Origin of the sequence: Methylomonas montana (genome assembly GCF_030490285.1) — a bacterium.
Lineage (GTDB): Bacteria > Pseudomonadota > Gammaproteobacteria > Methylococcales > Methylomonadaceae > Methylomonas > Methylomonas montana.
In genome coordinates, this window is sequence record NZ_CP129884.1 from 2,251,180 (window position 1) to 2,271,055 (window position 19,876).

Consider the following 19,876-nt stretch of genomic DNA (forward strand, 5'->3'; position numbering starts at 1 on the left):
AGATGTTCCAATGGATCAGTGCCTTGGTCAGAGACAAACCGAATCAAGACAGCAAGCGCCGCATTAGTCCGCTTGGTCAACAAGTACTGGCACATTATGGTTGTGGTTATGTCCGCAACAACTGTCTGATTTTTAGCGCCGAGGACAAGCGCCGCCTGCGTCAGAGGGTAAAAGACGAAATGGGCCTGGACCCGTTCATAACCGAGCAATTGCCAGCCGAACGGTTGGAGATAGCCAAATTTCACCCCAATGAAAAACTGGCCGCTAAGCCTGCCGGCCATGATCATCTATTACTGAACAGTGCCGACGGCGTCCTCCGCATCAACGGTGTACAAATTCCACTGCATCCGCAAAGCATCGCCTCGGCCGGCTTGCTTTGCCTGAACGCCAGCTTGCGGACAGTCGAGCACCAGACCATTGTGGTCGTCGAAAACCTGGCCATCATGTCGTTATGCCATAACTGGCAACTGCCGCTGCCTGACAACCACGCTCTGTGGGTCTATCGCGGCGATTACAAAAGTGGCGCCAAAGCCCAGGCCTGCCGCGACTTTATCAAGCGTTTTGGCGCCGACAAAACCGTTATCGTCTTCAGCGATATGGATCCTAAAGGCTTGGAAATTGCGGCGACATTGCCTTTTGCAAAATTCTGGTTGGGTCCCAAAGCCGATTCGTGCCAACCTTTACTGAATAGTCGATATGCAAGCCGCATGGGTTTTGACACTCAGTCTGACGCTCTTGGTTATTTGCTTCGGCAGGCAGATTCAAATTTGTTATCCGAGCCCTTTAAGAATCTTGTTTCCGTAATGCGCGATGAACGTAGTTCGTTGCGACAAGAACATACCTATAGCCACAATGTGCCTTTGGAATTAATTCCCATCTGGCTGCACGATCATTGCTGAAGCTTGTCAGTGCTGCGTTTCAGCTTTGCCGAAAGGCCGCTATTCCAGTCCTAAATAGATCCAAAAATCCTCTTGCTTAGCTATGCCGAGCACGGCTTGAGCGGCGAGTAGTGCAGAGACGCTGACGCCCGCCACGCCGCCGCCCGGCCGGGTCCAATGGCCGGTGTGATACAGGCCGGGCAGGGCACCTACCACACTGGGCCGGTTCGGACCGATCTGATCCGGACTGGGGGCAAAGCCGTAGGCCGCGCCTTGCTGGTTGAGGGTGTAGCGCTCCAAGGTGCGCGGCGAACCCGACTCCACCATCAACAAGTGGTCGTTAAGGCCGGGAAAATGCCGCTCGGCCTTTTCCAACAACCGCTGCTGAAAGCCGCTCTTGGCTATGCGCCAGGACTGACCGACGTCAAACGGGCATAGCGTGGTCAGCATGATAATGCTTTGTCCCGGCGGCGCCAGGGAAGTATCGGCCAAAGAAGGCAGCGTCGCGGAAAACCAGTTGCATTGGCCGGCCCGAGTTAAGGCGTAGCTGGCTTCATGGTCGAACGATTCGAAAAAAAAGCCCTCATGGGCATGGCTCTGTTCGGCGATGGGCAGGTCGGTAGCGATATAGCTGGCGAAGATCGACAAAGACGGCGACAGCTTCGCCAAGCTTTCGCAATAACCATTTGGCAAGTGCTCGCGGCCGACTAACAACTCGGCAGTCTGCCGCGCGTCGATGTTGGAAACCACTGTTTCGGCCCGGATCACCTGGCCGTTTTCTAATATGACCCCGCAGGCTTTGCCGTGCTCGACGCAAATCCGCCGCACGCTGGAGTTTAGCAAGACTTCGCCGCCCTGATTTTCGATGGCCGCAGCCAGTTGATTGGCGTATATCTGGAAACTGCCTAGGCAGTAGTAGCCGCCTTCGTAAGTGTAACCCGCCATCATGGCTGCCCAGTACAGAAAGGACAGTTGCGACGGCGGCAGACCCAAATAAGGCCAGAGCATCGCGCAAGCGCTTTTCAGGCGGACATCGACCAGAAACTCGTCCAGCGCTTCGGCCAGCGTGGTGCGGCGGTAGCGGAACAAATTGGATAGCATTTGCGCCGGCGAGACCCGCGTCGCCTTACTCTGGGCTAATAACTCTTCCGCCAGCATGGCCTCTTCCGCCAACACCCGGCAAAGCCGGATCAATGCCAGCAGGCCTTCTTTTTCCTGCGGAAAGCGTTCGGTCAAGCCGGCAACGAACTCCGCCTCGCCGGCTCGCAAAGGGATTTCGAATTCCGGAAAAACCGCGCGGGCGTAAGATGGGACGGGAATGAAAAGAGACTGTGGATCTATACCCACGGCACGGCAGATTTTATTAATGGTGCTGCCGTTGCCGTAGCCTTCCGGGTTGCAACCGCTGACCAGATGTACACCGGAATCGAAATGAAAATTTCGTCGCTTGAAGCCGTGGGCATAGCCGCCCGGCCTGTCGTGCCTTTCCACCAGCAACACCGACTTGCCGGTTTTCGCCAGTAATGCGGCGGTACTCAGTCCGCCAATGCCCGCGCCAATGACGACGACGTCGTAAACTTCTTTTGCCGATTCCCTGTGAACGCCGCGCATGGAGTGTCTTCTATGAGGATAAATAGCTGGCTAGCTTAGGAACAAACTTAACAGAAAACAAGTTGGTTTTTTGTCCGGGGATAACCGATGGAAACTTTGTTATTGTGCTGCTAACACGCGTTTTGGAGAGGGGTGTTCAGGCAGGTTCGGCTACCAGTAATCATTCAAACCATATTTCTGAACGCCAAAAATCAAGCAATCAGCCGACAGTCAATTGCATGGAAGAGAAACTATATCAATCGCCAAAAGAAGTGATCCGGTTCATTGTTCCGTTTAGTAATGATCAAAATGTATGCTGCCCACTTAGAAAAAAGGCTTTCAGAAAATTATTGCCTCTGCAAATCCTTTATTATATAAATGTGATGGTACACATAATTAATTATTACTAGGTAGGTTAACTTTATAACGGTTGAGCCCAGTATGATTAGTTTTGTTCGTCTTTATTTGTAAAAACACATAATGGGAGTCAAGACAATATGTATAAGAAAACCTTTGCCAAAACATCCGCCACCCTATCATTGCTCATCTGCTCATCAACCGCCATGGCAGTTTGCGAAGGGCTACCTGCCCACGCTGAACTGAAAGCCGCGTTGCAAGCGGCCGTGGCGCAACCGAACGGCGGCTTCAACTTACAAATGTGGGCGACCGTGGTGGATCGTGATGGCATCGTCTGCGCGGTTACCTTCTCTGGCGCCGATCGAGGCTCACAATGGCCTGGCAGCCGGGTGATTTCCGCCCAGAAGGCCAACACTGCCAATGCGTTTAGCCTCAACGGGCTGGCACTCTCGACAGCGAATCTTTACTCGGCGGTGCTTCCAGGCGGCAGTCTATTTGGCCTGCAACTCAGCAATCCGGTGGATACGACCGTCGCCTACGCGGGTAGCCCGGCGCTTTTCGGCACTGCCTCCGACCCGATGCGCGGTCGCAAGATCGGTGGTGTGAATGTGTTTGGCGGGGGGCTTGGGCTTTACGATAGCAACCAAAAAATTATCGGTGGCCTTGGGGTCAGTGGCGATTCTGCCTGCGCCGACCACAACATCGCTTGGCGCGTTCGTAATGATCTTAATCTTGATCACTTTGGCGCTTTCGTGGGCGGCGTCAGTGGAGACGCCATACGGCCGGACAATATTGTCTACGACATCCCGCTTCAGCCGCTCTCGACTACAGTCAACGGGGCTGGCAATAGCGCTGGGGGCTGGGGGCACCCGCAATGTTCGGCGGCCGCCAAATCCATCGCTACGGATAATCCTGCTACTAATCCGAGCGCCCTTCCTCCGGTACAACCCTGATAGGGAAGATTACCTGTGCTGGCTTGAGGTCAGCACAGACATAGCTGTTTATCCAAGAGCCCTGAACAATGGAATAGCCGATTCTGTCCGGGGCCGCCACCAGATCGCTTTCATCCTGCCGTAGGAGTACATGATGAATCTCAGACTATCACTCCGCGTGTTGCAATTCGCGGGGTTGCTGTTTTTAGCAACAACACTTCCCGCTTACGCCACCGCCGTTTATAACGTTTCCATCACTGGTGATCTCACCGTCAGTACTGCGGGAGGAGACATCGGTTACACCCAGATTCTCACCCAACCGGCTTCGATAAGCACTATTGTGAATCCTCCTGGCGGGGGAACTGCTGTAGCAACTGCAGATTTCACAGAATTCACCCCGATCGCAGCCAACACTATTCGCGTGAACGCTACTGCAAACGGAACGGCAGAGGGGGCAGGAAGCACATCCTTTTCCACGGGATCCGTGGGAGGTGGGTTGAATATCACAAACCTGGGAACTTCTCCAGCTCCGTTGTTTATCAATGTTGACATTGACTGGGCCTGGACTTTGCTTCTGGACGATCCCGTCAATGAATCGGCAAGCGCAGCCTTTTCTCTGGCTTTATATGCTGACGGTCAATTTGTGGCGACGCTGATAGACTTGCTTGTAAATGATACTATTGGTTCAGATAGCCTGGTCACGACAGTGCCCATCGACTTTGACTACCCAGACCTTGCCACTTTGGATTCAGGTCAAACGCGGCTTTTTTCGATAGTGGCCAGCGCTACCGGAAATGCAAATACGGTGCCTGAGCCCAGCACACTCGCCTTATTATTATCAGCAGGGTTGCTCGGGTTCGTTCGAATATCGTTCCGGCGCCAAGTCGGGTAGGGTGGGCACGGTTTTGTGCCCACGCGAGATTTGCCGATTAAACTTGGTGGGCAAATTTGCCCACCCTACATCTGACAGGAAGTAGCCAATTGCCTTGAAAGATAAGTAGCCCAAATTCATTAAACCAAGCCAGCCACCAGATTTTCCAACTCGATTTTTGCCAGTTTGCCTGTCTGATCGCGGGGAACGGCTGTAACGAAATGGATTTTCCGTGGCAGAAACACCTCGTCCACATAGGGCTGTAAGCCTAACCGAATATCTTGGTTGTTTAGTTGGCTGACAACGACAACGGCCAATCGACCATTTTCCTGGATGAAGCAAAAGCCGTCTTCCACGCCGTCTATGTCTTTCAAGCGGCGGTTCAGTTCGGTCAGGGAGGCGCGCTTGCCGCCGATTTTCACCATATCTTGATCGCGGCCCAATACCGCGAAGCGGCCGTCGGCTTCGATTTGCACGCTATCTTGCAGTTGTACCGCATTCGGCAAATGCTTGGATTCCAGGCTGGTCGGTCCGCTTTTATCTTGAATCAAGCGGCAGCCCAAGTAAGGTCGCCACAGGTTTTCCCGCAAGGTCTCGCGGCTGGCAAACGACAGCGTTTCAGTGCTGCCATAGATTTCACGGGGCGATTGCCCTAAAATTGCCGCGGTTTCGCCGGCCAACTTTTCGGATAAGGTATCGGTGGCGGAAATGATTCCGGCCAGATTGTCCCAAGGGGTGTCGGCCTTGATCAAGGAACGCAGATGTGTGGGCGTGGAAGCCAGTATCGTGGGCCACGGCGCGTTTTTAATCGTTTGACGAATGTCTTCGGCGTAGAACGGGCGGCCGTCGTGCAGCACCAGCTTGGAAAACAACGGCCAAAATACCGAGGTTTCCAGGCCGTACATGTGTTGCGGCGGGGTGGTGGAAAGCATCAATAATTGCTGCTCAGCCAATCCCAGACTGCTTACCGCCATCTCGGCGGATGTTTTAAAGGTATTTAGGCTATGCGGGCAGGGCTTGGGTTTGCCGGTGCTGCCGGAAGTGAAGGCGATCACGGCGGTGCGCTGCCAGTCGAAGCGGGGTTGCAACGTCATACTTGTAGAACCTGGCGCAGTTACTTCGAACCATTCCAAGTCCGCTTGCTCCAGGGGGTGTTCTCTGGCGGTATACGCGCCGGGATAATCGCGGAGAATTTCCAGGATTACCGCCATCTGACCGGCCGGCGGCAACAGGCAGATTTGCCCGCGCGTAGCCGCCGCTAGAAGGCAGACGCAAAACAGGTAGCGGTTTTCGCATAAATTAAACAGGTAGGGCCGATCCGGTAACTGAGCGGCCAGGGCCAGGACATCGGACCATAAATTGCCTCGGCTCACCACCCGGCCGTTGTGGAGTGCAAAAGGGGCTGCGTAGCTCGAATCCATTGGTATCTGTGGAGCGGGGGATTTCTGGGTTTCCTGCATTGAGTAAGTTTGATTAGGTGGGTCGCTGGTTTTTATGTCGATAAAGTAAGTTAGCGTATTCCTTTTCCGTCTTGGCGAGTGTCGTAAAGGTAGCTTGGGCTGAATGCAATGAAGCCCAACATTTTGATTTTGTTGGGTTACGCTACGCTTTTATGCCCCTAGGGTAAACCCAACCTACGTTTTGGCTTTTACGACAGCCTCCGCGAGGAGCGGGAGCTTTTGCTTCGCCCTCAAAGGGGTTAACTCACCGACGGCCACGGGCTATGAGTTTTAGTGTTGGGCGATATTTTAACCGGATAAGAAGGTGAAAAAACAAATGGATGCGGATGTATTGATTATTGGGGCCGGCCCCTCCGGCAGCGTGGCCGCCAAGATGCTGAAACAACTCGGCCATCAAGTGGTGATTTTGGAAAAGGAACAGTTCCCGCGCTTTTCGATAGGCGAAAGCCTGCTGCCCCAATGCATGGCATTTATGGAAGACGCCGATATGTTGCCGGCGGTAACTGCGGAAGGCTTCCAATTCAAAAATGGCGCGGCGTTTTCCAGGGCCGGCAAACTGACCGAGTTCGATTTTACCCAGAAATTTAGCGCCGGCTGGGGCACTACCTTTCAAGTGCCGCGTGCCCGTTTCGACAAGGTTTTAGCCGACAGCGCCGAAGCCGCCGGTGTGCCCATCCATTACCAGCAGACTATCCTGGCAGCCGATTTTAGTAATCCAGGACAAGCCCGCCTGACCAGCGTCGATGCCAATGGCGTACAGAAAGAATGGCGCGCGGCGATGGTGTTGGATGCCAGTGGTTTTGGCCGGGTGCTGCCTCGGCTATTGAATTTGGAAACGCCTTCTTCGTTATCACCGCGTCGAGCGCTGTTCACCCACATCGAAGACCGGATTAGCGTGGCGGATTACGACCGCAATAAGATTCTGATCGCTATTCATCCCAAATTTCACGAGATTTGGTATTGGTTGATTCCGTTCAGCAACGGCAGAAGTTCGCTGGGCGTGGTGACGCCAGCCGGTTTCCTGGACGGTCGCAGCGGCGAGCCACTGGCAGTGCTGAGGGAAATTGTCATGGAAGAACCTCGGCTCGCTGAGCTGTTGCAGGACAGCCGTTTCGATACGCCGGCCAATACCATTGGCGGCTATTCAGCCAACGTCAAGCAACTCTATGGCCAGGGTTTTGCATTGCTTGGCAATGCCGGCGAATTCCTCGATCCGGTGTTTTCATCGGGCGTTACTATCGCGATGAAATCCGCCGCCTTGGCGGTTCCCTTGGTTGACCGACAATTACGCGGCCAGTCGGTGAACTGGTCTGTCGAATACGAGCAGGCTTTGCGCAAGGGCATAGAGGTATTTCGGGCTTACGTGGAGGCTTGGTACGATGGCCGCTTCCAAAAAATCATCTTCGAAGAACATCAGTTGGCCAGCGTCAAAGCCATGATCTGTTCAATTCTAGCCGGCTACGCCTGGGACGAAGAAAATCCGATGACACAGCGCCCCGCCAATAAAATCGAGGCTATCGCCGACGTATACCCGACTTTGTGATCGCGGTTTTCAGAATGAGGACAATCCTTGTATTTGAATGACTTAGGCATAGTCTGCGCGTTGGGCGATAGCAAGGCCGAAGTATTGCACGCCTGGCTTTCCGGTCACTACGGTAAACCCGCCGCCATACCTTGGCTAGGCTCGGACATTCCCGCGATAGGCGTGCAAACGCAGCTGCACGCGCTGCCGCAAAGCCTGACTCACTACGATTGTCGAAACAACCGCATGCTGCTGACGGCGCTGGCGCAGATCGAGTCCGGTGTCGGCCGGATGATCATGCGTTACGGTCGGGACCGGATCGGCCTAGTGCTCGGCACCAGTACATCCGGGATCGCCGAGGGCGAATCAGCGGTGCAGGTGTTGCAGACCACGGGGCGGATGCCGGCCAATTATCACTATAAACAGCAGGAATTGGGAGGCGCTGCGGAATGTTTGGCGACCTATCTGGATATTCAGGGGCCTGCCTTTACCGTCTCGACCAGTTGTTCGTCCAGTGCCAACGCCTTGGCTTCGGCCCGCCGCTTGTTACGCTTGGGGATCTGCGATGCGGTGGTGGTTGGCGGCAGCGATGCCTTATGTCGAACCACTTTGGAAGGCTTTACGGCCTTGGGGGCGGTTAGCCGCACCGCTTGTAATGCCTTTAGCAAAAACCGTGACGGGACCATCCTCGGCGAAGGAGCGGCTTTGTTCCTGGTCAGCCGAGAGCCGGCAGTCGCTGCGCTGCTGGGGGTTGGAACCAGTTCGGACGCCTATCATATTTCAGCGCCCCGTCCCGACGGCAGCTGCGCCTATTCGGCCATGCAAGCGGCCCTGCAAGATGCCGCGCTGACGCCTGAACAGCTGGATTACATCAATCTCCACGGTACCGCAACCCGGCAAAACGACGCGATGGAAGGCCGAGCGGTTGAGCGTTTGTTTGGCAGCGAGACCGCGTGCGGTTCGAACAAGCCTGCGACCGGCCATTGTCTAGGCGCGGCCGGCGCCATCGAAGCCGGTTTGTGCTGGCTGCTGCTGTCCGATTTGAATCCGGAAAAACGTTTGCCGCCGCATCTATGGGATGGGGTAAGCGATCCGGAAATACCGAAGCTGGGGTTTCTCACGCTGGAAAGCCGGCAGCCTAAGCGACTACAATACTGCCTTAGCAATTCTTTCTCTTTTGGAGGCAATAATGTATCCCTGCTCATCGGGCAACTCTGACAGCCCTGCGGATTTCCCGTACGCCGTCGCAGCGCTAGTGCCCCAGTCTCAAGATATGGTGCTGCTGGACAGAGTGCTGGAAGTAGGGGAAAGCCATATCGTCGCCGAACTGAGTGTGCGCGACGATGGCTTGTTTTCGCAAGCGGATCACACGGTTCCGGCTTGGGTAGGCATGGAATATATGGCTCAGGCCATTGCCGCGTTTTCCGGCTACAACCGGAAGATACGGGGGGAAGAGATAGGCTTGGGATTTTTATTGGGTACCCGTCACTATCAATGCTCCGTCGCTAGCTTCCCTTGCGGCACTCGGCTGAATGTGCGAGCGGAAAAGATCATCGAAGCGGCCAACGATATGTCGGTTTTCGATTGCACCATTCAGGGCGACAACATCAGCGCCACCGCCAACCTCAACGTCCTGTTGCCGCAGGATTCGGAAAAATTTCTCGCAGGAAAGGGAATATGAGTCAAAAAACCATCCTGGTGACCGGATCCAGTCGTGGCATCGGTAAAGCCATCGCTTTGCGTCTGGCCCGCCAGGGGTACGATATTGTCGTGCATTGTCGCAGTCGTCTGGACGAGGCTTTGCAAGTACGGGACGAAATTCTGCAAATGGACAGGCAGTCTAGGGTATTGAGCTTCGACCTGGCCGACCGTAATGCCGCCAAGCAAGTGCTCGAACAGGACATCCAGGCTCACGGCGCTTATTATGGCGTGGTGTGCAATGCCGGGCTTTCCAGGGACAACGCCTTTCCGGCGTTGAGCGGAGAAGATTGGGATCAGGTGTTGCGCAGCAATCTGGACGGTTTCTACAACGTGCTTTATCCCTTGGTAATGCCCATGATTCAGCGCCGCAAGCCCGGACGCATCGTGACATTGTCGTCGGTTTCAGGGCTTGTCGGCAATCGCGGCCAAGTCAACTATAGCGCCGCCAAGGCCGGCATCATAGGCGCCACCAAGGCGTTGGCGGTGGAATTGGCGAAACGTAAAATCACCGTCAATTGCGTGGCGCCAGGCCTGATCGAGACCGATATGCTGGAAGGGTTGCCTTTGGAAGAGATGGTCTCGGCGATTCCGGCAAAACGGTTGGGAACTCCGGAAGAAGTGGCCGCCTTGGTGGCTTTCCTGATGTCCGACGACGCGGCTTACATTACCCGGCAGGTGATTTCGGTGAATGGAGGTTTGTGTTGAGCCGCCGCGTGGTGGTGACCGGCATGGCCGGTTTTTCGCCGATCGGCAACGATTGGGACGAGATACGCGCCCGACTCGTAGCCCGCCGTTCCGGCATTCGTTATTTGCCGGAGTGGGAGATCTATAACGGTCTGTTGACCCGCCTGGGCGGACCGGTGGAAAATTTCAACCTGCCCGCGCATTACACCCGCAAAAACACCCGCAGCATGGGGCGAGTCTCGCTGTTGGCGACCCGCGCCACGGAATTGGCATTGATTGATGCCGGTTTGTTGAGCGATCCGGTCATCAGTGGCGGGCGCACCGGCGTGGCCTATGGCTCATCAGTAGGATCAACTCCGGCGATCGCCGATTTTGGCAGAATGCTGATTAATCATGACATCGGCAATCTCAACGCCACCACCTACTTGAAGATGATGGGCCACACCACCGCGGCCAATGTGGCGCTGTTTTTCCAGGTACGGGGTCGGGTCATTCCAAGCGTCAGCGCCTGTACCTCCGGCAGCATGGGCATCGGTTACGCTTATGAAGCCATCAAATTCGGTTTGCAGGATGTGATGCTGGCGGGCGGTGCGGAGGAGCTTTGCCCCACCGAAGCGGCGCTGTTCGATGCCTTATACGCTACCAGTACCCGTAACGCCGAACCGGAACTCACCCCCAGACCTTTCGACATCGACCGGGATGGACTGGTGATCGGCGAGGGCGGCTGTACGCTGGTACTGGAGGAACTGGAACGTGCTTTAGCGCGAGGCGCACGGATCTATGCCGAGGTGGCGGGCTTCGCTACCAATGCCGACGGCGCCCATGCCACCCAGCCCAACGCGGAAACCATGCAGGTGGTCATGCGTCTGGCTTTGCAGGATGCGCGTCTTGAACCGGGCCAAATCGCTTATATCAGCGCCCACGGCACCGCGACCGAACAAGGCGATATCGCCGAAAGTCATGCCACCGGCGCGGTGTTCGGAGCCAATACCCCAATCAGTAGCCTGAAAAGCTACACCGGCCATACTTTGGGGGCCTGCGGCGCCTTGGAAGCCATGGTTGCCATCAGGATGATGCAGGATGGCTGGTTTCATCCCAATCTTAACCTTGATCATCCTGATCAGCGTTGTGCGGAGCTCGATTACATCACCGGCGATGGCCGTAGTATTAACGTCAACTACGTGATGAGCAATAATTTTGCTTTTGGCGGTATCAACACTTCTTTGGTTTTACGTCGCTGGGAAGACTGAAGTGTCCGATAACATGGCGTATTCCCACCCGCAGGCTTCGGCGCCGAGCGGGATGGAAACCCGGTTGAATTTCACGCTCGATTACTGGTGTCTATGGCAATCGCAACAAACTTCCGTAACTGGCGGTTGGCCAGGCGGGGACGTTTTGCCGTATAACGATGGCAGTGCCGACGTGAGTTTTTTGCCGGTGATGCAAAGGCGCCGGCTGTCGCCCCTGGCCAGGGCGGTCTGCGCAGTGGTTTGGCGCGGTCGGCTTGCAGGCGGCGATATGCCTACGGTGTTTTTCTCAAGCCATGGCGAAAGCCAGTATTACTTCGAGATGCTGGCAGGCATGGCTGAGGGTGAGCCTGTGTCGCCTACTCGCTTCAGCCTGTGCGTACACAATGCCATCGCCGGTCTGTCCAGCATCCACACCGAGAGTTTCTTGCCCTATGTGTGCTTGGCGGGTGGTTCGGAGGGCATGTTTGCAGCATTCCTCGAAGCGGGGGGCATGCTGTTGGAAGTCCCCCGGGTTTTGGTGGTTTGCTATGAGCAAGCTTTGCCAGAAGTGTACCAAGCCTACCTATCCACGCCCGACATTACTTGGGCTTTGGCGATGGTTCTGACTAAATCCGGAGGGCCGGGGCGTCAGTTGCGGCTGGTGCGCGAGCCAGCCTGCAGTCCGGAATATCAGGACAGGCAGGCGGCAAGTTTTGTGCAGGCCATTCTGGATGGCGTGCGGAGTTCGGGTTGTCGTCTCGAACGCTCGTTTTGGCGCTGGAGTCTGGACGATGTTTGAGCCTCACGGCGACGGTGGCGTACAAGTAAAAATCCTCCTCAAAAAATGCCAGCGGTTTAAGCGCCCAACCGGTTTACTTCAAACCGGCAAATTGGGGATGATGCGGGGATAATTCCGCTTCAGGGACGTAAAGAGTTGTTCTGTTGCGACCCGGTAAAGGACCGGCCTTCACTCCATAGACGTATTGGAACTTGGAGGGGCCTTGAAGAAAAAATACAATATTGACATTGATACCGATGTAAGCGGGCTTGCCGGGCATTTTGCCTTGCTGAAAAATCTGGCCCGATTGATCGTGTATCGCAACAGGAAACTGAACCCGTATGAAAACCCAAGAAGAAATATTCGCCACATTAAGACAGATTATGTCGGAAATGTTCGAGTTGGCGCCCGAGGACATCGTTCTGGATGCCAACTTGCGGCAGGATTTGGATATAGACAGTATCGACGCCGTGGATTTAATGGTCAGGCTACGGGAGATTACCGGCAAACGCATCAATCCGGAAGACTTCAAAAATGCCCGCACCATCCAGGACGTTGTCGATACCGTATACCGAATCAGCGCTAGCTAAGCGTCCATGCTTAAGGATACTCTCAGCAAGTGGATGGCCTTGGCGTCCTTGGGCGAGGCTTGGAACGACGCCGGTCCCGAGCCAGCCGCCGAACGTCAAGGCATGTTCCTCAGCGTCGTCGTCTGGGGCCTGGCGGCCGCTTATCCCTTTCTGATTTGGTTTTCGCAGGATTACCTTCAGCCGCGTACCATGTCTTTGCTATTGGCCGGGCTTTTCTTGTTGCGCTTCCTGCTGCGCCGAAGTCTCGGCAAGCCCGCCGGCGAGGCGGAACCGCTGCTGATGCTGATCTGCGCCTTTTTTCTGCTGGCGGCCGCGCTGGTCAACGAAACCAGCTGGTTGCTGGCCTATCCGGTGTTCGTCAGCCTGTTGTTTTTTAGCGTGTTTGCCTTCAGTCTGGCTTATCCGCCGACCGTGGTGGAACGGCTGGCGAGACTCGAAGATCCTAATCTGCCGCCCAAAGGGGTGATATACACCCGCAAGGTGACACAGGTGTGGATAGGTTTTTTCCTGGCGAATGCCGGGCTCTCGTTGCTAACCATCTGGTATGGCGATCGCTGGCTGTGGAGCCTTTACAACGGCTGCATCTCCTATATATTGATGGGCTTGTTGATGGCCGGGGAAATGGTCATCCGCCGCAAAGTTAAGGCAAGTTTTTGAATAGTGTAATGTTGGTAGATAAGCAAACCGTTTTGTTTCCGAAAATAGTGGGAGAAAACTCCCATGCCGATCAGGTGCTCCTGACGTTGCGAATCCCCGAGGAGCTGGCTTATTTCAAAGGCCATTTCGAGGAAATTCCGGTTGTCCCCGGCGTCGCGCAAATTCAATGGGCGGTGCATTACGCTCGGCAATACCTCGGGTTAAATCTTGGCTTCAGTCATATGGAAGTCGTGAAATTTAAAGAGCTTTTATTGCCCGGACAGCAGTTGGAATTGAGCTTGCATTATCTGGAGCAGGCTTGCAAATTGGAGTTTTGTTACCGTTCGGCAGTCTGCGAATACAGCTCGGGTAGAATCTATTTTCATGACCACCTTGTTTAATCCCTGCATACTGATTCCTGTCTACAACCATGAAAATCCGCTAACGGGGATTGTCGAGCGTTTGTCCGCTTATCGGCTGCCTTGTCTGCTGGTGGATGACGGTAGCGATGCGAGCTGCGCAGCGATTATTCGCAGTCTGGCGGATCGCTATTCCTGGGTACAAAGTATCCGGCTGGAGCTGAACCAGGGGAAGGGTGCGGCGGTCAAGGCCGGCATTCTGGCTGCGCAGGCTCAAGCTTATTCTCATGCGCTGCAAATCGATGCCGACGGTCAGCATGATCTGGACGATCTGGCTAAATTCCTAGCCGCCACCCGGCAACAGCCGGACGCGGTCGTTATCGGTCGAGCATTATTCGATGCATCGATTCCCAAACTGCGCTTTTACGCTCGTTATCTGACGCATGCCTGGGTGCATATCAACACCTTGTCCTGCGCGATTCCCGACTCCATGTGCGGCTACCGTGTCTATCCCGTGGCATCCTGCGCGAAGTTGATCCAAAGCATAGCCATGGAAAATCGGATGGGCTTCGATACGGAGATTTTGGTTAGGCTTTACTGGCAAGGGGTAACGGTCATCTCTATTCCAACTCAGGTTCGCTATCCGCTAGATGGCTTATCCCATTTCCGTGCCTGGGAGGACAATTTGCTCCTCAGTCAGACCCATGCCCGCTTGTTTTTCGGCATGTTGCTACGTTTGCCAAAACTGTTGGCGAGGCATTTTCGATGAAGCCCGCTAACGCTGCCGGCCATTGGGCGGCTCTCGAGGAAAACAGTCTGCTCTGGGGCATACGGATATTGGTATGGATTTATCGGCTGTTCGGCCGCTGGGTGTTTCGCCTGTTCTTACGGCCGGTCGTCAGCTATTACTTCCTTTTCGGACCTGTTGCCCGTCAGGCTTCAATGGATTATTTGCGCCGTCTGGGCCGGTTTTACCCGGAATTGGGCATGGACGGCGGGCTCTGGCAGAGTTATCAGCATTTTCTGAGCTTCGGCGAGACCTTGTTGGACAAGATCGTGGTTTGGACCGGCAGCATAGATCAAAGTGAGGTAGATTTTCCCAACCGACAGTTGCTGCTCGACATGATCGATCAAAAGCGGGGGGGAATGCTGCTATCCGGGCATATTGGTAACTTTGAAATTTGTCAGGCGGTTGCTAACCAGCGCCGGCAGATTCACCTCAACATCCTGGTGCATACCAAACATGCCGAGAAATTCAATCGCTTACTCGGCGGCAGTAAAGGCAGCGCTACTATCCAACTGATCCAAGTCACCGAACTCAGTCCGGCGATCGCTATTTCCCTGCAAGAAAAGATCGAACGCGGCGAGTTTTTGGTGATGGTGGGTGATCGAATACCGGTACAAGTCGGCGGCCGTACGGTGCCGGCCAGCTTCCTCGGCGAAGACGCCAGTTTTCCGCAAGGCCCTTATTTGTTGGCCTCGCTGCTGCGTTGTCCGGTATATACCCTGTTTTGCTTCCCCGTAGACGGACGATTTCAGATTAAACTGGAACTGTTTGCCGAAGCTATCCGCATCCCGCGTTCCGAACCGCAACGCAGAGAGATGCTGGAATCGCTGGCGCGACGTTATGCGGAACGCTTGGAAGCCTATTGCCGCTTGGTGCCGTTGCAATGGTTTAACTTTTACCCGTATTGGAGCCGGTCAAGCGATGACGATGCCGGCCAGGTAGCAGCGGAGGACAAGCGACTATGATCCGCGCCGACGTCGAGTTGACAGTGCCTTTTCATGACATCGATCTATTGAACATCGCCTGGCATGGGCACTATTGTAAATATATCGAGCTTGCCCGTTGCGCGATGCTGGACAAAATCGGCTACGGTTATATGGCCATGAAGGACACGGGATACGTTTGGCCCATCGTCGATTTGCATCTGAAGTTTGTCCGCCCGGCCAAGTTTGAGCAGAGTATTCGGGTGTCGGCGGAACTGGTGGAATGGGAATATCGGATGAAGATCAAATACTCGATCGCCGACACCAACACCGGGGAAGTGCTGGCCAAGGGGCATACCATACAGGCGGCGGTCGATGCCGTCAGCGGCGAAATGTGCTACGCCTCGCCGGCGGTATTTCTGGAAAAACTCGGCATCAAAACCGATGCCCCATAGCCGGGCATTGATGTTTTCCGTTTTGCGCTGGGTAAGGCTGGGCTAGTCTTTCATATTTGACTCGCCACCGGTTCCGCTGGCTTGTACTATCTGATCTATCGTTCGCGGCGCTATGTCTAGGTTGGCGCCAGCATTTTCTTAACCATTTGCTCGAGGGACTTTGACTATGTTCAGAAAAAACTTAATTTTGATTTTGCTTTGCCTGGCTGTTTTGGCGGTCGGTTGTAAAAAAGACCTTAAATCCGGCGAAGCGGCCGCAGTGGTCCCGCAGGCACAGGTTTACTTCACGCAGTTCAGTCTGTTCCAAGAGCAGAACAGGTTCCGCACCACCAATTACCGCAAGGGTCAATTGATTCCTATCAATACAGCGGTTGCGCTGCTCTCTCTGGATTCGGACCAGGCGGTGCTCAGGGTGGAGGCAAGCGGCCAGCTGATAACCATCGAAAACGTGCAGAAATTCACCAAAGACGAGATGCCGATCGCCTTCAGTAAAATCGCCGGCACCAGCAAGGTCGACCTTAACCGGTTTACTGCCGCCGAGCGCGAAAGCATTTTGGCGGGGCAGGTCAAGAAAGACATGAGCAAGAAAGCCGTGCTGGCAGCCATAGGCTATCCACCCCAACATGTGACGCCCTCGCTGGATGGCGACGATTGGACATACTGGTCCAACCTGTTCAATCGCTTTGTCGTGAAATTCAAAAACGGCAAGGTCGACAGCATCGTCGACTGATGCCGCAATCCCGGTTGCGGAAGAAATAGTGCCTTAAGAATAACGGGATAATAAATTTGATGGATTTTTACTGCTGTAAATAAATGCGTAAGTAATCGTAAAACCAAACAGACACACCATAACCTTGATCGCCTGCAAAAAAGCCAAGATTACAGGCCCGAGCGATTTCCTTGCCTCCTGCTATGGATAGACGTTCCATTTCGTTGCCAAATCCAGGTGTTTTTGATCGCATGTAGACGGTATAGGCATTGAGTTGTGCCGAATTCGACATTTTACTGAAAGCCTCTTCCTTTTCTTCTTCGGTGATGGGGCAACGCCGATTAAAATAATCGTGCGCCTGTTGTGCGTATGCGTCACGAATACCGAACACATTTTTTTCCACTATCGCAGAATGGCCATTGCGATACACCATCAAATAAATTTTTCCGCCGGAGCAAACAAAACGTAAAAACACGGGTTTGCTCGTTTGCGAACGCATACTGACCACATCTTCCGGTGAATGTGCGGCATAACCACTTATATGCCCGATACTGTTTGCCGGATGGCAATGCAAATCGCCAAAAAAAAGATTGTCCTCTACATAGGGCAGGTTAATGCCGGTCGCATTGCCTTCAATCACCTTATCAGAAATGGCCAATTCCCCTTTTCCATTCATACTTAAGGTGACGCCTAACTCCATGCCGCGCGATTCACCGGTCGTGAAGAAGTCATAACAATACTGAACAAAAGAGCGTGGAATATCCAGATAGGCCGGAAAACTATTGGGATACTGGTTCTTGGTGATTACATCGGAAACATATTGCATTAGTTGCATTAAATACTCCCCATATACTGACCACCGGGCAACTGGATATTGCAGTCGCTGGTAGGGATACTATAAAAGATAAAGTGTTTCGTGCTTTTGCCTGCTACTGCCATTCTCAGTCTAGCGGATAAAAGACATAAGCTGCTAATTATTCAAAATCAAACCCTGCTTTTTTCCAGGCCTTGGTGCCGCCTTCGAGATTCATTAAATTACTGTAACCTAATTCATGTAGTGTTCTGGCCGCAGCATTGCCCATCGGACCGCCTTCGCAATACAGATAAATCGGGGTGTTTTTATCCTTGGGCAGTTTGTCTTGGTATTTTTTGATGTCGTTGTAGGGAATAAAAGCATCGGTGCCTTTGATATGCCGCTGCTCGGGGATATGTACGTCAACCAGAAAAATATCCTGGTTTTGCAGCAGTTGGTTTAATTCGGGCGCGGCGATAACTTGCAAATAGTCTGGCGCTTGATACGTACAAGCGCATAGAAAGAACATCAAAGCTGAAATGGAATAGTATTTTTTCATGGCTTAAGTCTCCGCAGTCTGATGCGTTCTGTTAAAAAGGGGTTCCTGCATGTGCCGGGAACGATCCAAGCTTTCGCCTAGCGTTACCGTGTGCAACTTCGCGGCGGCTATGGCATCCAGCAAGGCGGGTAGCACTTCCAGTATGACCGGAACATCCTCAGCCGTTCGGGCCGCATTTCTATCATGCAGCAACAATATGTCTCCGGCCTTTAGACCTTTCAATAGTCTTGCCAACACCACTTGCGGATCGCGCTGCACAGTATCAAAGCCGCGCCGGCTCCAACTAGCCAATTGTAGATCCAGCCGGTTGAGCACCGGGTCTAGCCAAGGGTTGCGCAAGCCTACAGGCGGCCGAAAAAAACGGGGGCGGATGCCGGTAACCTTAGTCAGAGCATCCTGGGCCGTATTAAGTTCGGCCAGCCATCCGTCTAGCAGCAGAAACGGCAAGTGGTATTTGTGTTGCATGCTGTGATTTTCCACCCCATGGCCACGCTTGACGATGTCTCGACACAAGTCTGGGTAGGATTGAGCATTCTCGGCGATGCAAAAAAACGTAGCCTTGGCGCCGTAACGATCCAGTACATCGAGCACGGCGGGGGTAATTTCGGGATCGGGGCCGTCGTCGATGGTGATGGCGATTTCGCCCCGCTCGGCGGAAGCTGGCGGCAGCGAAGTCCAGTTTGATCCCGCCCAGGAACAGCGCGGCCAGAGTCCGGCAAAGGTTAACAGCAGGTGGTCGGCAACCACGACGGCCAAGGCCCAGGGCCAGATGGCAGGATGGATCGCGATCGCTAGCGGCGCGGCTAGCGTCAGCACGAACGAAGTCTTCATCAACGGCGTAGGTTGCCAGTTTCGGTAAGCGGAAAGAGTCATGATTAATAGGATTGAGGGTTAAGCTTGTAGGCGTCGCCGGTACCGAGCAGGGCGGCAATCAGGTTTTTCTGCACTTCCGAACTGCCGGAAAACAGCCGGCCGGCCAGTGCGTCTTGTACCAATTCAGCCATGAGACTCCCGGATTCCAGGCCAGCCGCGCCCATGATCTGCACCGCATCCAGGCTGGATTGCAAAAATGCCTCGGCGGCATAGAGTTTGGTTTGCGCGGAGGCCATAGTCAGTCGTTGGCCGGCGGCGCAAAGCCGTGCGCATTCGCCTAACCATAAATCGATGGTATCCAGCCTTAATTTCATGTCGGCGATTCTATGACTGATGGCTTGATGGCGGCCCAGATGCACGCCGCCGGCGCGCCGTTCCCGACTGTAACGAACAACTTCCGCCAACTGCCAGTCCATGATCCCGGCGATGCCGGCAAACACGAAGGCGCGTTCGTATTCCAACGCCTTTTGGATCATCTGCGTGCCGGCGCCGACTTTTCCCAGCAAGCGGCCGGCTTCGAGCCGACAATCTTTCAATATCACGCTGCCGGTGGCACTGCCCCGGCAAGCATCCAATGCACCTTCATTGCTGAAATGACAGCCGTGATCTTCTCGGGAAACCAGGAACGCGGAAATCTTGCCGTCCAGCTTGGCGTAAATTACCAGCCAGTCGGCCAACGGCACATTGCTGATATAGCGTTTTTCGCCGTTCAATATATAACCGCCGTCGTTATGTTGCGCGTGAGTTGTCATCGCTTGCACGTCGGAACCGCAGGACGGCTCGGTAATCGCATGGCCGCCTAGCCATTGTCCGTTTAGCAATGGCGGCAGAAATGTCTCCTTCTGCGCCTCGCTGCCGTACAACAAAATAGGGAAAACCGAGCCCCATAGATGTGCATTGATCGCCAGCATCAGACCAGGATCGCGGCAGGCTGCACCGAGGCGGCGATGGGTTTTGACCAACGCGGCGAAATCGTCGCCGAAGCCGCCGATGTGCTCGGGGAGGGCATGGCGGAACACACCTTGCTCGGCGACGGTGCGCAAGCGGGCTTGGATTTTGGCTTCGTCCGGTGGGCCGGCATACGGAGTTAAATCGGAAAAGTCGGGAGGTTTATTCATATTGAGTTTTTACACAGGCGAAGAGATTGATTTTTATCGAGGCCGTTATTGTATCGTTCCCACGCTCCAGCG

Annotated in this window: 22 protein-coding genes; 16 read left to right on the forward strand and 6 right to left on the reverse strand. The window is 54.3% G+C overall.

Going from position 1 to position 19,876, the window contains the following annotated elements; all coding sequences use genetic code 11:
- Nucleotides 1–2 precede the first annotated feature (2 nt).
- Nucleotides 3–899, forward strand: coding sequence for a DUF7281 domain-containing protein (locus QZJ86_RS10470; RefSeq protein WP_301938768.1), 897 nt, complete (start codon nucleotides 3–5; stop codon nucleotides 897–899).
- Nucleotides 900–938: 39 nt separating this feature from the next.
- On the opposite strand, the gene QZJ86_RS10475 is transcribed toward QZJ86_RS10470, so the two are convergent.
- Complete coding sequence (locus QZJ86_RS10475) at nucleotides 939–2,489, reverse strand: phytoene desaturase family protein (protein ID WP_301938771.1); 1,551 nt, start codon at nucleotides 2,487–2,489, stop codon at nucleotides 939–941.
- Between the two features lie 476 nt (nucleotides 2,490–2,965).
- Here QZJ86_RS10475 and QZJ86_RS10480 point away from each other — a divergent pair, with 476 nt between their 5' ends.
- Both QZJ86_RS10480 and QZJ86_RS10485 read left to right on the forward strand, forming a co-directional pair.
- Nucleotides 2,966–3,778, forward strand: a complete 813-nt coding sequence (locus tag QZJ86_RS10480) for a GlcG/HbpS family heme-binding protein (RefSeq protein ID WP_301938773.1) — start codon at nucleotides 2,966–2,968, stop codon at nucleotides 3,776–3,778.
- A 130-nt stretch (nucleotides 3,779–3,908) separates the two neighbouring features.
- Nucleotides 3,909–4,649, forward strand: coding sequence for a PEP-CTERM sorting domain-containing protein (locus tag QZJ86_RS10485; protein WP_301938775.1), 741 nt, complete (start codon nucleotides 3,909–3,911; stop codon nucleotides 4,647–4,649).
- Between the two features lie 119 nt (nucleotides 4,650–4,768).
- Here QZJ86_RS10485 and QZJ86_RS10490 read toward each other — a convergent pair whose 3' ends face one another.
- Entirely contained in the window at nucleotides 4,769–6,049 is a 1,281-nt protein-coding gene (locus QZJ86_RS10490) for an AMP-binding protein (RefSeq protein WP_301938776.1), read from the reverse strand.
- Nucleotides 6,050–6,392: 343 nt separating this feature from the next.
- On the opposite strand from QZJ86_RS10490, the gene QZJ86_RS10495 reads away from it, so the two are divergent.
- The 13 genes from QZJ86_RS10495 (at nucleotide 6,393) to QZJ86_RS10555 (ending at nucleotide 16,482) form a co-directional block, all read left to right on the forward strand.
- Nucleotides 6,393–7,631, forward strand: coding sequence for an NAD(P)/FAD-dependent oxidoreductase (locus QZJ86_RS10495; protein ID WP_320415847.1), 1,239 nt, complete (start codon nucleotides 6,393–6,395; stop codon nucleotides 7,629–7,631).
- Between the two features lie 27 nt (nucleotides 7,632–7,658).
- Nucleotides 7,659–8,828 carry a beta-ketoacyl-ACP synthase gene (locus tag QZJ86_RS10500; RefSeq protein ID WP_301938779.1) on the forward strand — a complete coding sequence of 390 codons (1,170 nt, stop codon included), beginning with the start codon at nucleotides 7,659–7,661 and terminating at the stop codon, nucleotides 8,826–8,828.
- A 37-nt stretch (nucleotides 8,829–8,865) separates the two neighbouring features.
- Nucleotides 8,866–9,291, forward strand: coding sequence for an ApeP family dehydratase (locus tag QZJ86_RS10505; protein WP_301938781.1), 426 nt, complete (start codon nucleotides 8,866–8,868; stop codon nucleotides 9,289–9,291).
- Entirely contained in the window at nucleotides 9,288–10,016 is a 729-nt protein-coding gene (gene fabG / locus QZJ86_RS10510; protein ID WP_301938783.1) for a 3-oxoacyl-ACP reductase FabG, read from the forward strand. Before QZJ86_RS10505 ends, fabG begins: the two co-directional genes overlap by 4 nt.
- On the forward strand, nucleotides 10,010–11,245 hold the full coding sequence (locus QZJ86_RS10515; protein ID WP_320415848.1) for a beta-ketoacyl-ACP synthase: 1,236 nt from the start codon (nucleotides 10,010–10,012) through the stop codon (nucleotides 11,243–11,245). The genes fabG and QZJ86_RS10515 overlap by 7 nt, the downstream gene beginning before the upstream one ends.
- Nucleotide 11,246: 1 nt before the next feature.
- Nucleotides 11,247–12,023, forward strand: a complete 777-nt coding sequence (locus QZJ86_RS10520; protein WP_301938785.1) for a beta-ketoacyl synthase chain length factor — start codon at nucleotides 11,247–11,249, stop codon at nucleotides 12,021–12,023.
- Between the two features lie 320 nt (nucleotides 12,024–12,343).
- Nucleotides 12,344–12,592, forward strand: coding sequence for an acyl carrier protein (locus QZJ86_RS10525; RefSeq protein WP_301938787.1), 249 nt, complete (start codon nucleotides 12,344–12,346; stop codon nucleotides 12,590–12,592).
- A gap of 6 nt (nucleotides 12,593–12,598) precedes the next feature.
- Entirely contained in the window at nucleotides 12,599–13,249 is a 651-nt protein-coding gene (locus tag QZJ86_RS10530; RefSeq protein ID WP_301938789.1) for a COG4648 family protein, read from the forward strand.
- A gap of 8 nt (nucleotides 13,250–13,257) precedes the next feature.
- Nucleotides 13,258–13,629 carry an ApeI family dehydratase gene (locus QZJ86_RS10535; RefSeq protein ID WP_301938792.1) on the forward strand — a complete coding sequence of 124 codons (372 nt, stop codon included), beginning with the start codon at nucleotides 13,258–13,260 and terminating at the stop codon, nucleotides 13,627–13,629.
- A complete protein-coding gene (locus QZJ86_RS10540; protein WP_301938793.1) occupies nucleotides 13,613–14,356 on the forward strand; it encodes a glycosyltransferase family 2 protein in 744 nt (247 codons plus the stop codon). Before QZJ86_RS10535 ends, QZJ86_RS10540 begins: the two co-directional genes overlap by 17 nt.
- A complete protein-coding gene (locus tag QZJ86_RS10545) occupies nucleotides 14,353–15,339 on the forward strand; it encodes an LpxL/LpxP family acyltransferase (protein WP_301938795.1) in 987 nt (328 codons plus the stop codon). Before QZJ86_RS10540 ends, QZJ86_RS10545 begins: the two co-directional genes overlap by 4 nt.
- Nucleotides 15,336–15,752: an acyl-CoA thioesterase gene (locus QZJ86_RS10550; protein ID WP_407081646.1), complete on the forward strand. Its 417-nt coding sequence runs from the start codon at nucleotides 15,336–15,338 to the stop codon at nucleotides 15,750–15,752. The genes QZJ86_RS10545 and QZJ86_RS10550 overlap by 4 nt, the downstream gene beginning before the upstream one ends.
- A gap of 166 nt (nucleotides 15,753–15,918) precedes the next feature.
- Nucleotides 15,919–16,482: a hypothetical protein gene (locus tag QZJ86_RS10555; RefSeq protein WP_301938797.1), complete on the forward strand. Its 564-nt coding sequence runs from the start codon at nucleotides 15,919–15,921 to the stop codon at nucleotides 16,480–16,482.
- Nucleotides 16,483–16,549: 67 nt separating this feature from the next.
- On the opposite strand, the gene QZJ86_RS10560 is transcribed toward QZJ86_RS10555, so the two are convergent.
- From QZJ86_RS10560 to QZJ86_RS10575, 4 genes are all read right to left on the reverse strand, one after another.
- On the reverse strand, nucleotides 16,550–17,296 hold the full coding sequence (locus tag QZJ86_RS10560; protein WP_301938799.1) for a hypothetical protein: 747 nt from the start codon (nucleotides 17,294–17,296) through the stop codon (nucleotides 16,550–16,552).
- Nucleotides 17,297–17,435: 139 nt separating this feature from the next.
- The gene (locus tag QZJ86_RS10565; protein ID WP_301938801.1) at nucleotides 17,436–17,813 is read right to left on the reverse strand and encodes a rhodanese-like domain-containing protein; all 378 of its coding nucleotides are present in this window, start codon (nucleotides 17,811–17,813) and stop codon (nucleotides 17,436–17,438) included.
- A 3-nt stretch (nucleotides 17,814–17,816) separates the two neighbouring features.
- Complete coding sequence (locus QZJ86_RS10570; RefSeq protein WP_301938803.1) at nucleotides 17,817–18,686, reverse strand: polysaccharide deacetylase family protein; 870 nt, start codon at nucleotides 18,684–18,686, stop codon at nucleotides 17,817–17,819.
- Nucleotides 18,687–18,688: 2 nt separating this feature from the next.
- The gene (locus tag QZJ86_RS10575) at nucleotides 18,689–19,804 is read right to left on the reverse strand and encodes an acyl-CoA dehydrogenase family protein (RefSeq protein ID WP_301938804.1); all 1,116 of its coding nucleotides are present in this window, start codon (nucleotides 19,802–19,804) and stop codon (nucleotides 18,689–18,691) included.
- Nucleotides 19,805–19,876 lie beyond the last annotated feature (72 nt).

Excerpts from the sequence above, each read along its gene's own strand:
- fabG (WP_301938783.1), top strand. The coding sequence starts at position 9,288 with ATGAGTCAAAAAACCATCCTGGTGACCGGATCCAGTCGTGGCATCGGT.
- QZJ86_RS10575 (WP_301938804.1), bottom strand. The coding sequence starts at position 19,804 with ATGAATAAACCTCCCGACTTTTCCGATTTAACTCCGTATGCCGGCCCA.
- QZJ86_RS10570 (WP_301938803.1), bottom strand. The coding sequence starts at position 18,686 with ATGACTCTTTCCGCTTACCGAAACTGGCAACCTACGCCGTTGATGAAG.
- QZJ86_RS10535 (WP_301938792.1), top strand. The coding sequence starts at position 13,258 with ATGTTGGTAGATAAGCAAACCGTTTTGTTTCCGAAAATAGTGGGAGAA.
- QZJ86_RS10470 (WP_301938768.1), top strand. The coding sequence starts at position 3 with ATGTTCCAATGGATCAGTGCCTTGGTCAGAGACAAACCGAATCAAGAC.
- QZJ86_RS10480 (WP_301938773.1), top strand. The coding sequence starts at position 2,966 with ATGTATAAGAAAACCTTTGCCAAAACATCCGCCACCCTATCATTGCTC.
- QZJ86_RS10525 (WP_301938787.1), top strand. The coding sequence starts at position 12,344 with ATGAAAACCCAAGAAGAAATATTCGCCACATTAAGACAGATTATGTCG.
- QZJ86_RS10485 (WP_301938775.1), top strand. The coding sequence starts at position 3,909 with ATGATGAATCTCAGACTATCACTCCGCGTGTTGCAATTCGCGGGGTTG.
- QZJ86_RS10550 (WP_407081646.1), top strand. The coding sequence starts at position 15,336 with ATGATCCGCGCCGACGTCGAGTTGACAGTGCCTTTTCATGACATCGAT.
- QZJ86_RS10555 (WP_301938797.1), top strand. The coding sequence starts at position 15,919 with ATGTTCAGAAAAAACTTAATTTTGATTTTGCTTTGCCTGGCTGTTTTG.
- QZJ86_RS10490 (WP_301938776.1), bottom strand. The coding sequence starts at position 6,049 with ATGGATTCGAGCTACGCAGCCCCTTTTGCACTCCACAACGGCCGGGTG.
- QZJ86_RS10475 (WP_301938771.1), bottom strand. The coding sequence starts at position 2,489 with ATGCGCGGCGTTCACAGGGAATCGGCAAAAGAAGTTTACGACGTCGTC.
- QZJ86_RS10530 (WP_301938789.1), top strand. The coding sequence starts at position 12,599 with ATGCTTAAGGATACTCTCAGCAAGTGGATGGCCTTGGCGTCCTTGGGC.
- QZJ86_RS10565 (WP_301938801.1), bottom strand. The coding sequence starts at position 17,813 with ATGAAAAAATACTATTCCATTTCAGCTTTGATGTTCTTTCTATGCGCT.
- QZJ86_RS10545 (WP_301938795.1), top strand. The coding sequence starts at position 14,353 with ATGAAGCCCGCTAACGCTGCCGGCCATTGGGCGGCTCTCGAGGAAAAC.
- QZJ86_RS10560 (WP_301938799.1), bottom strand. The coding sequence starts at position 17,296 with ATGCAACTAATGCAATATGTTTCCGATGTAATCACCAAGAACCAGTAT.
- QZJ86_RS10540 (WP_301938793.1), top strand. The coding sequence starts at position 13,613 with ATGACCACCTTGTTTAATCCCTGCATACTGATTCCTGTCTACAACCAT.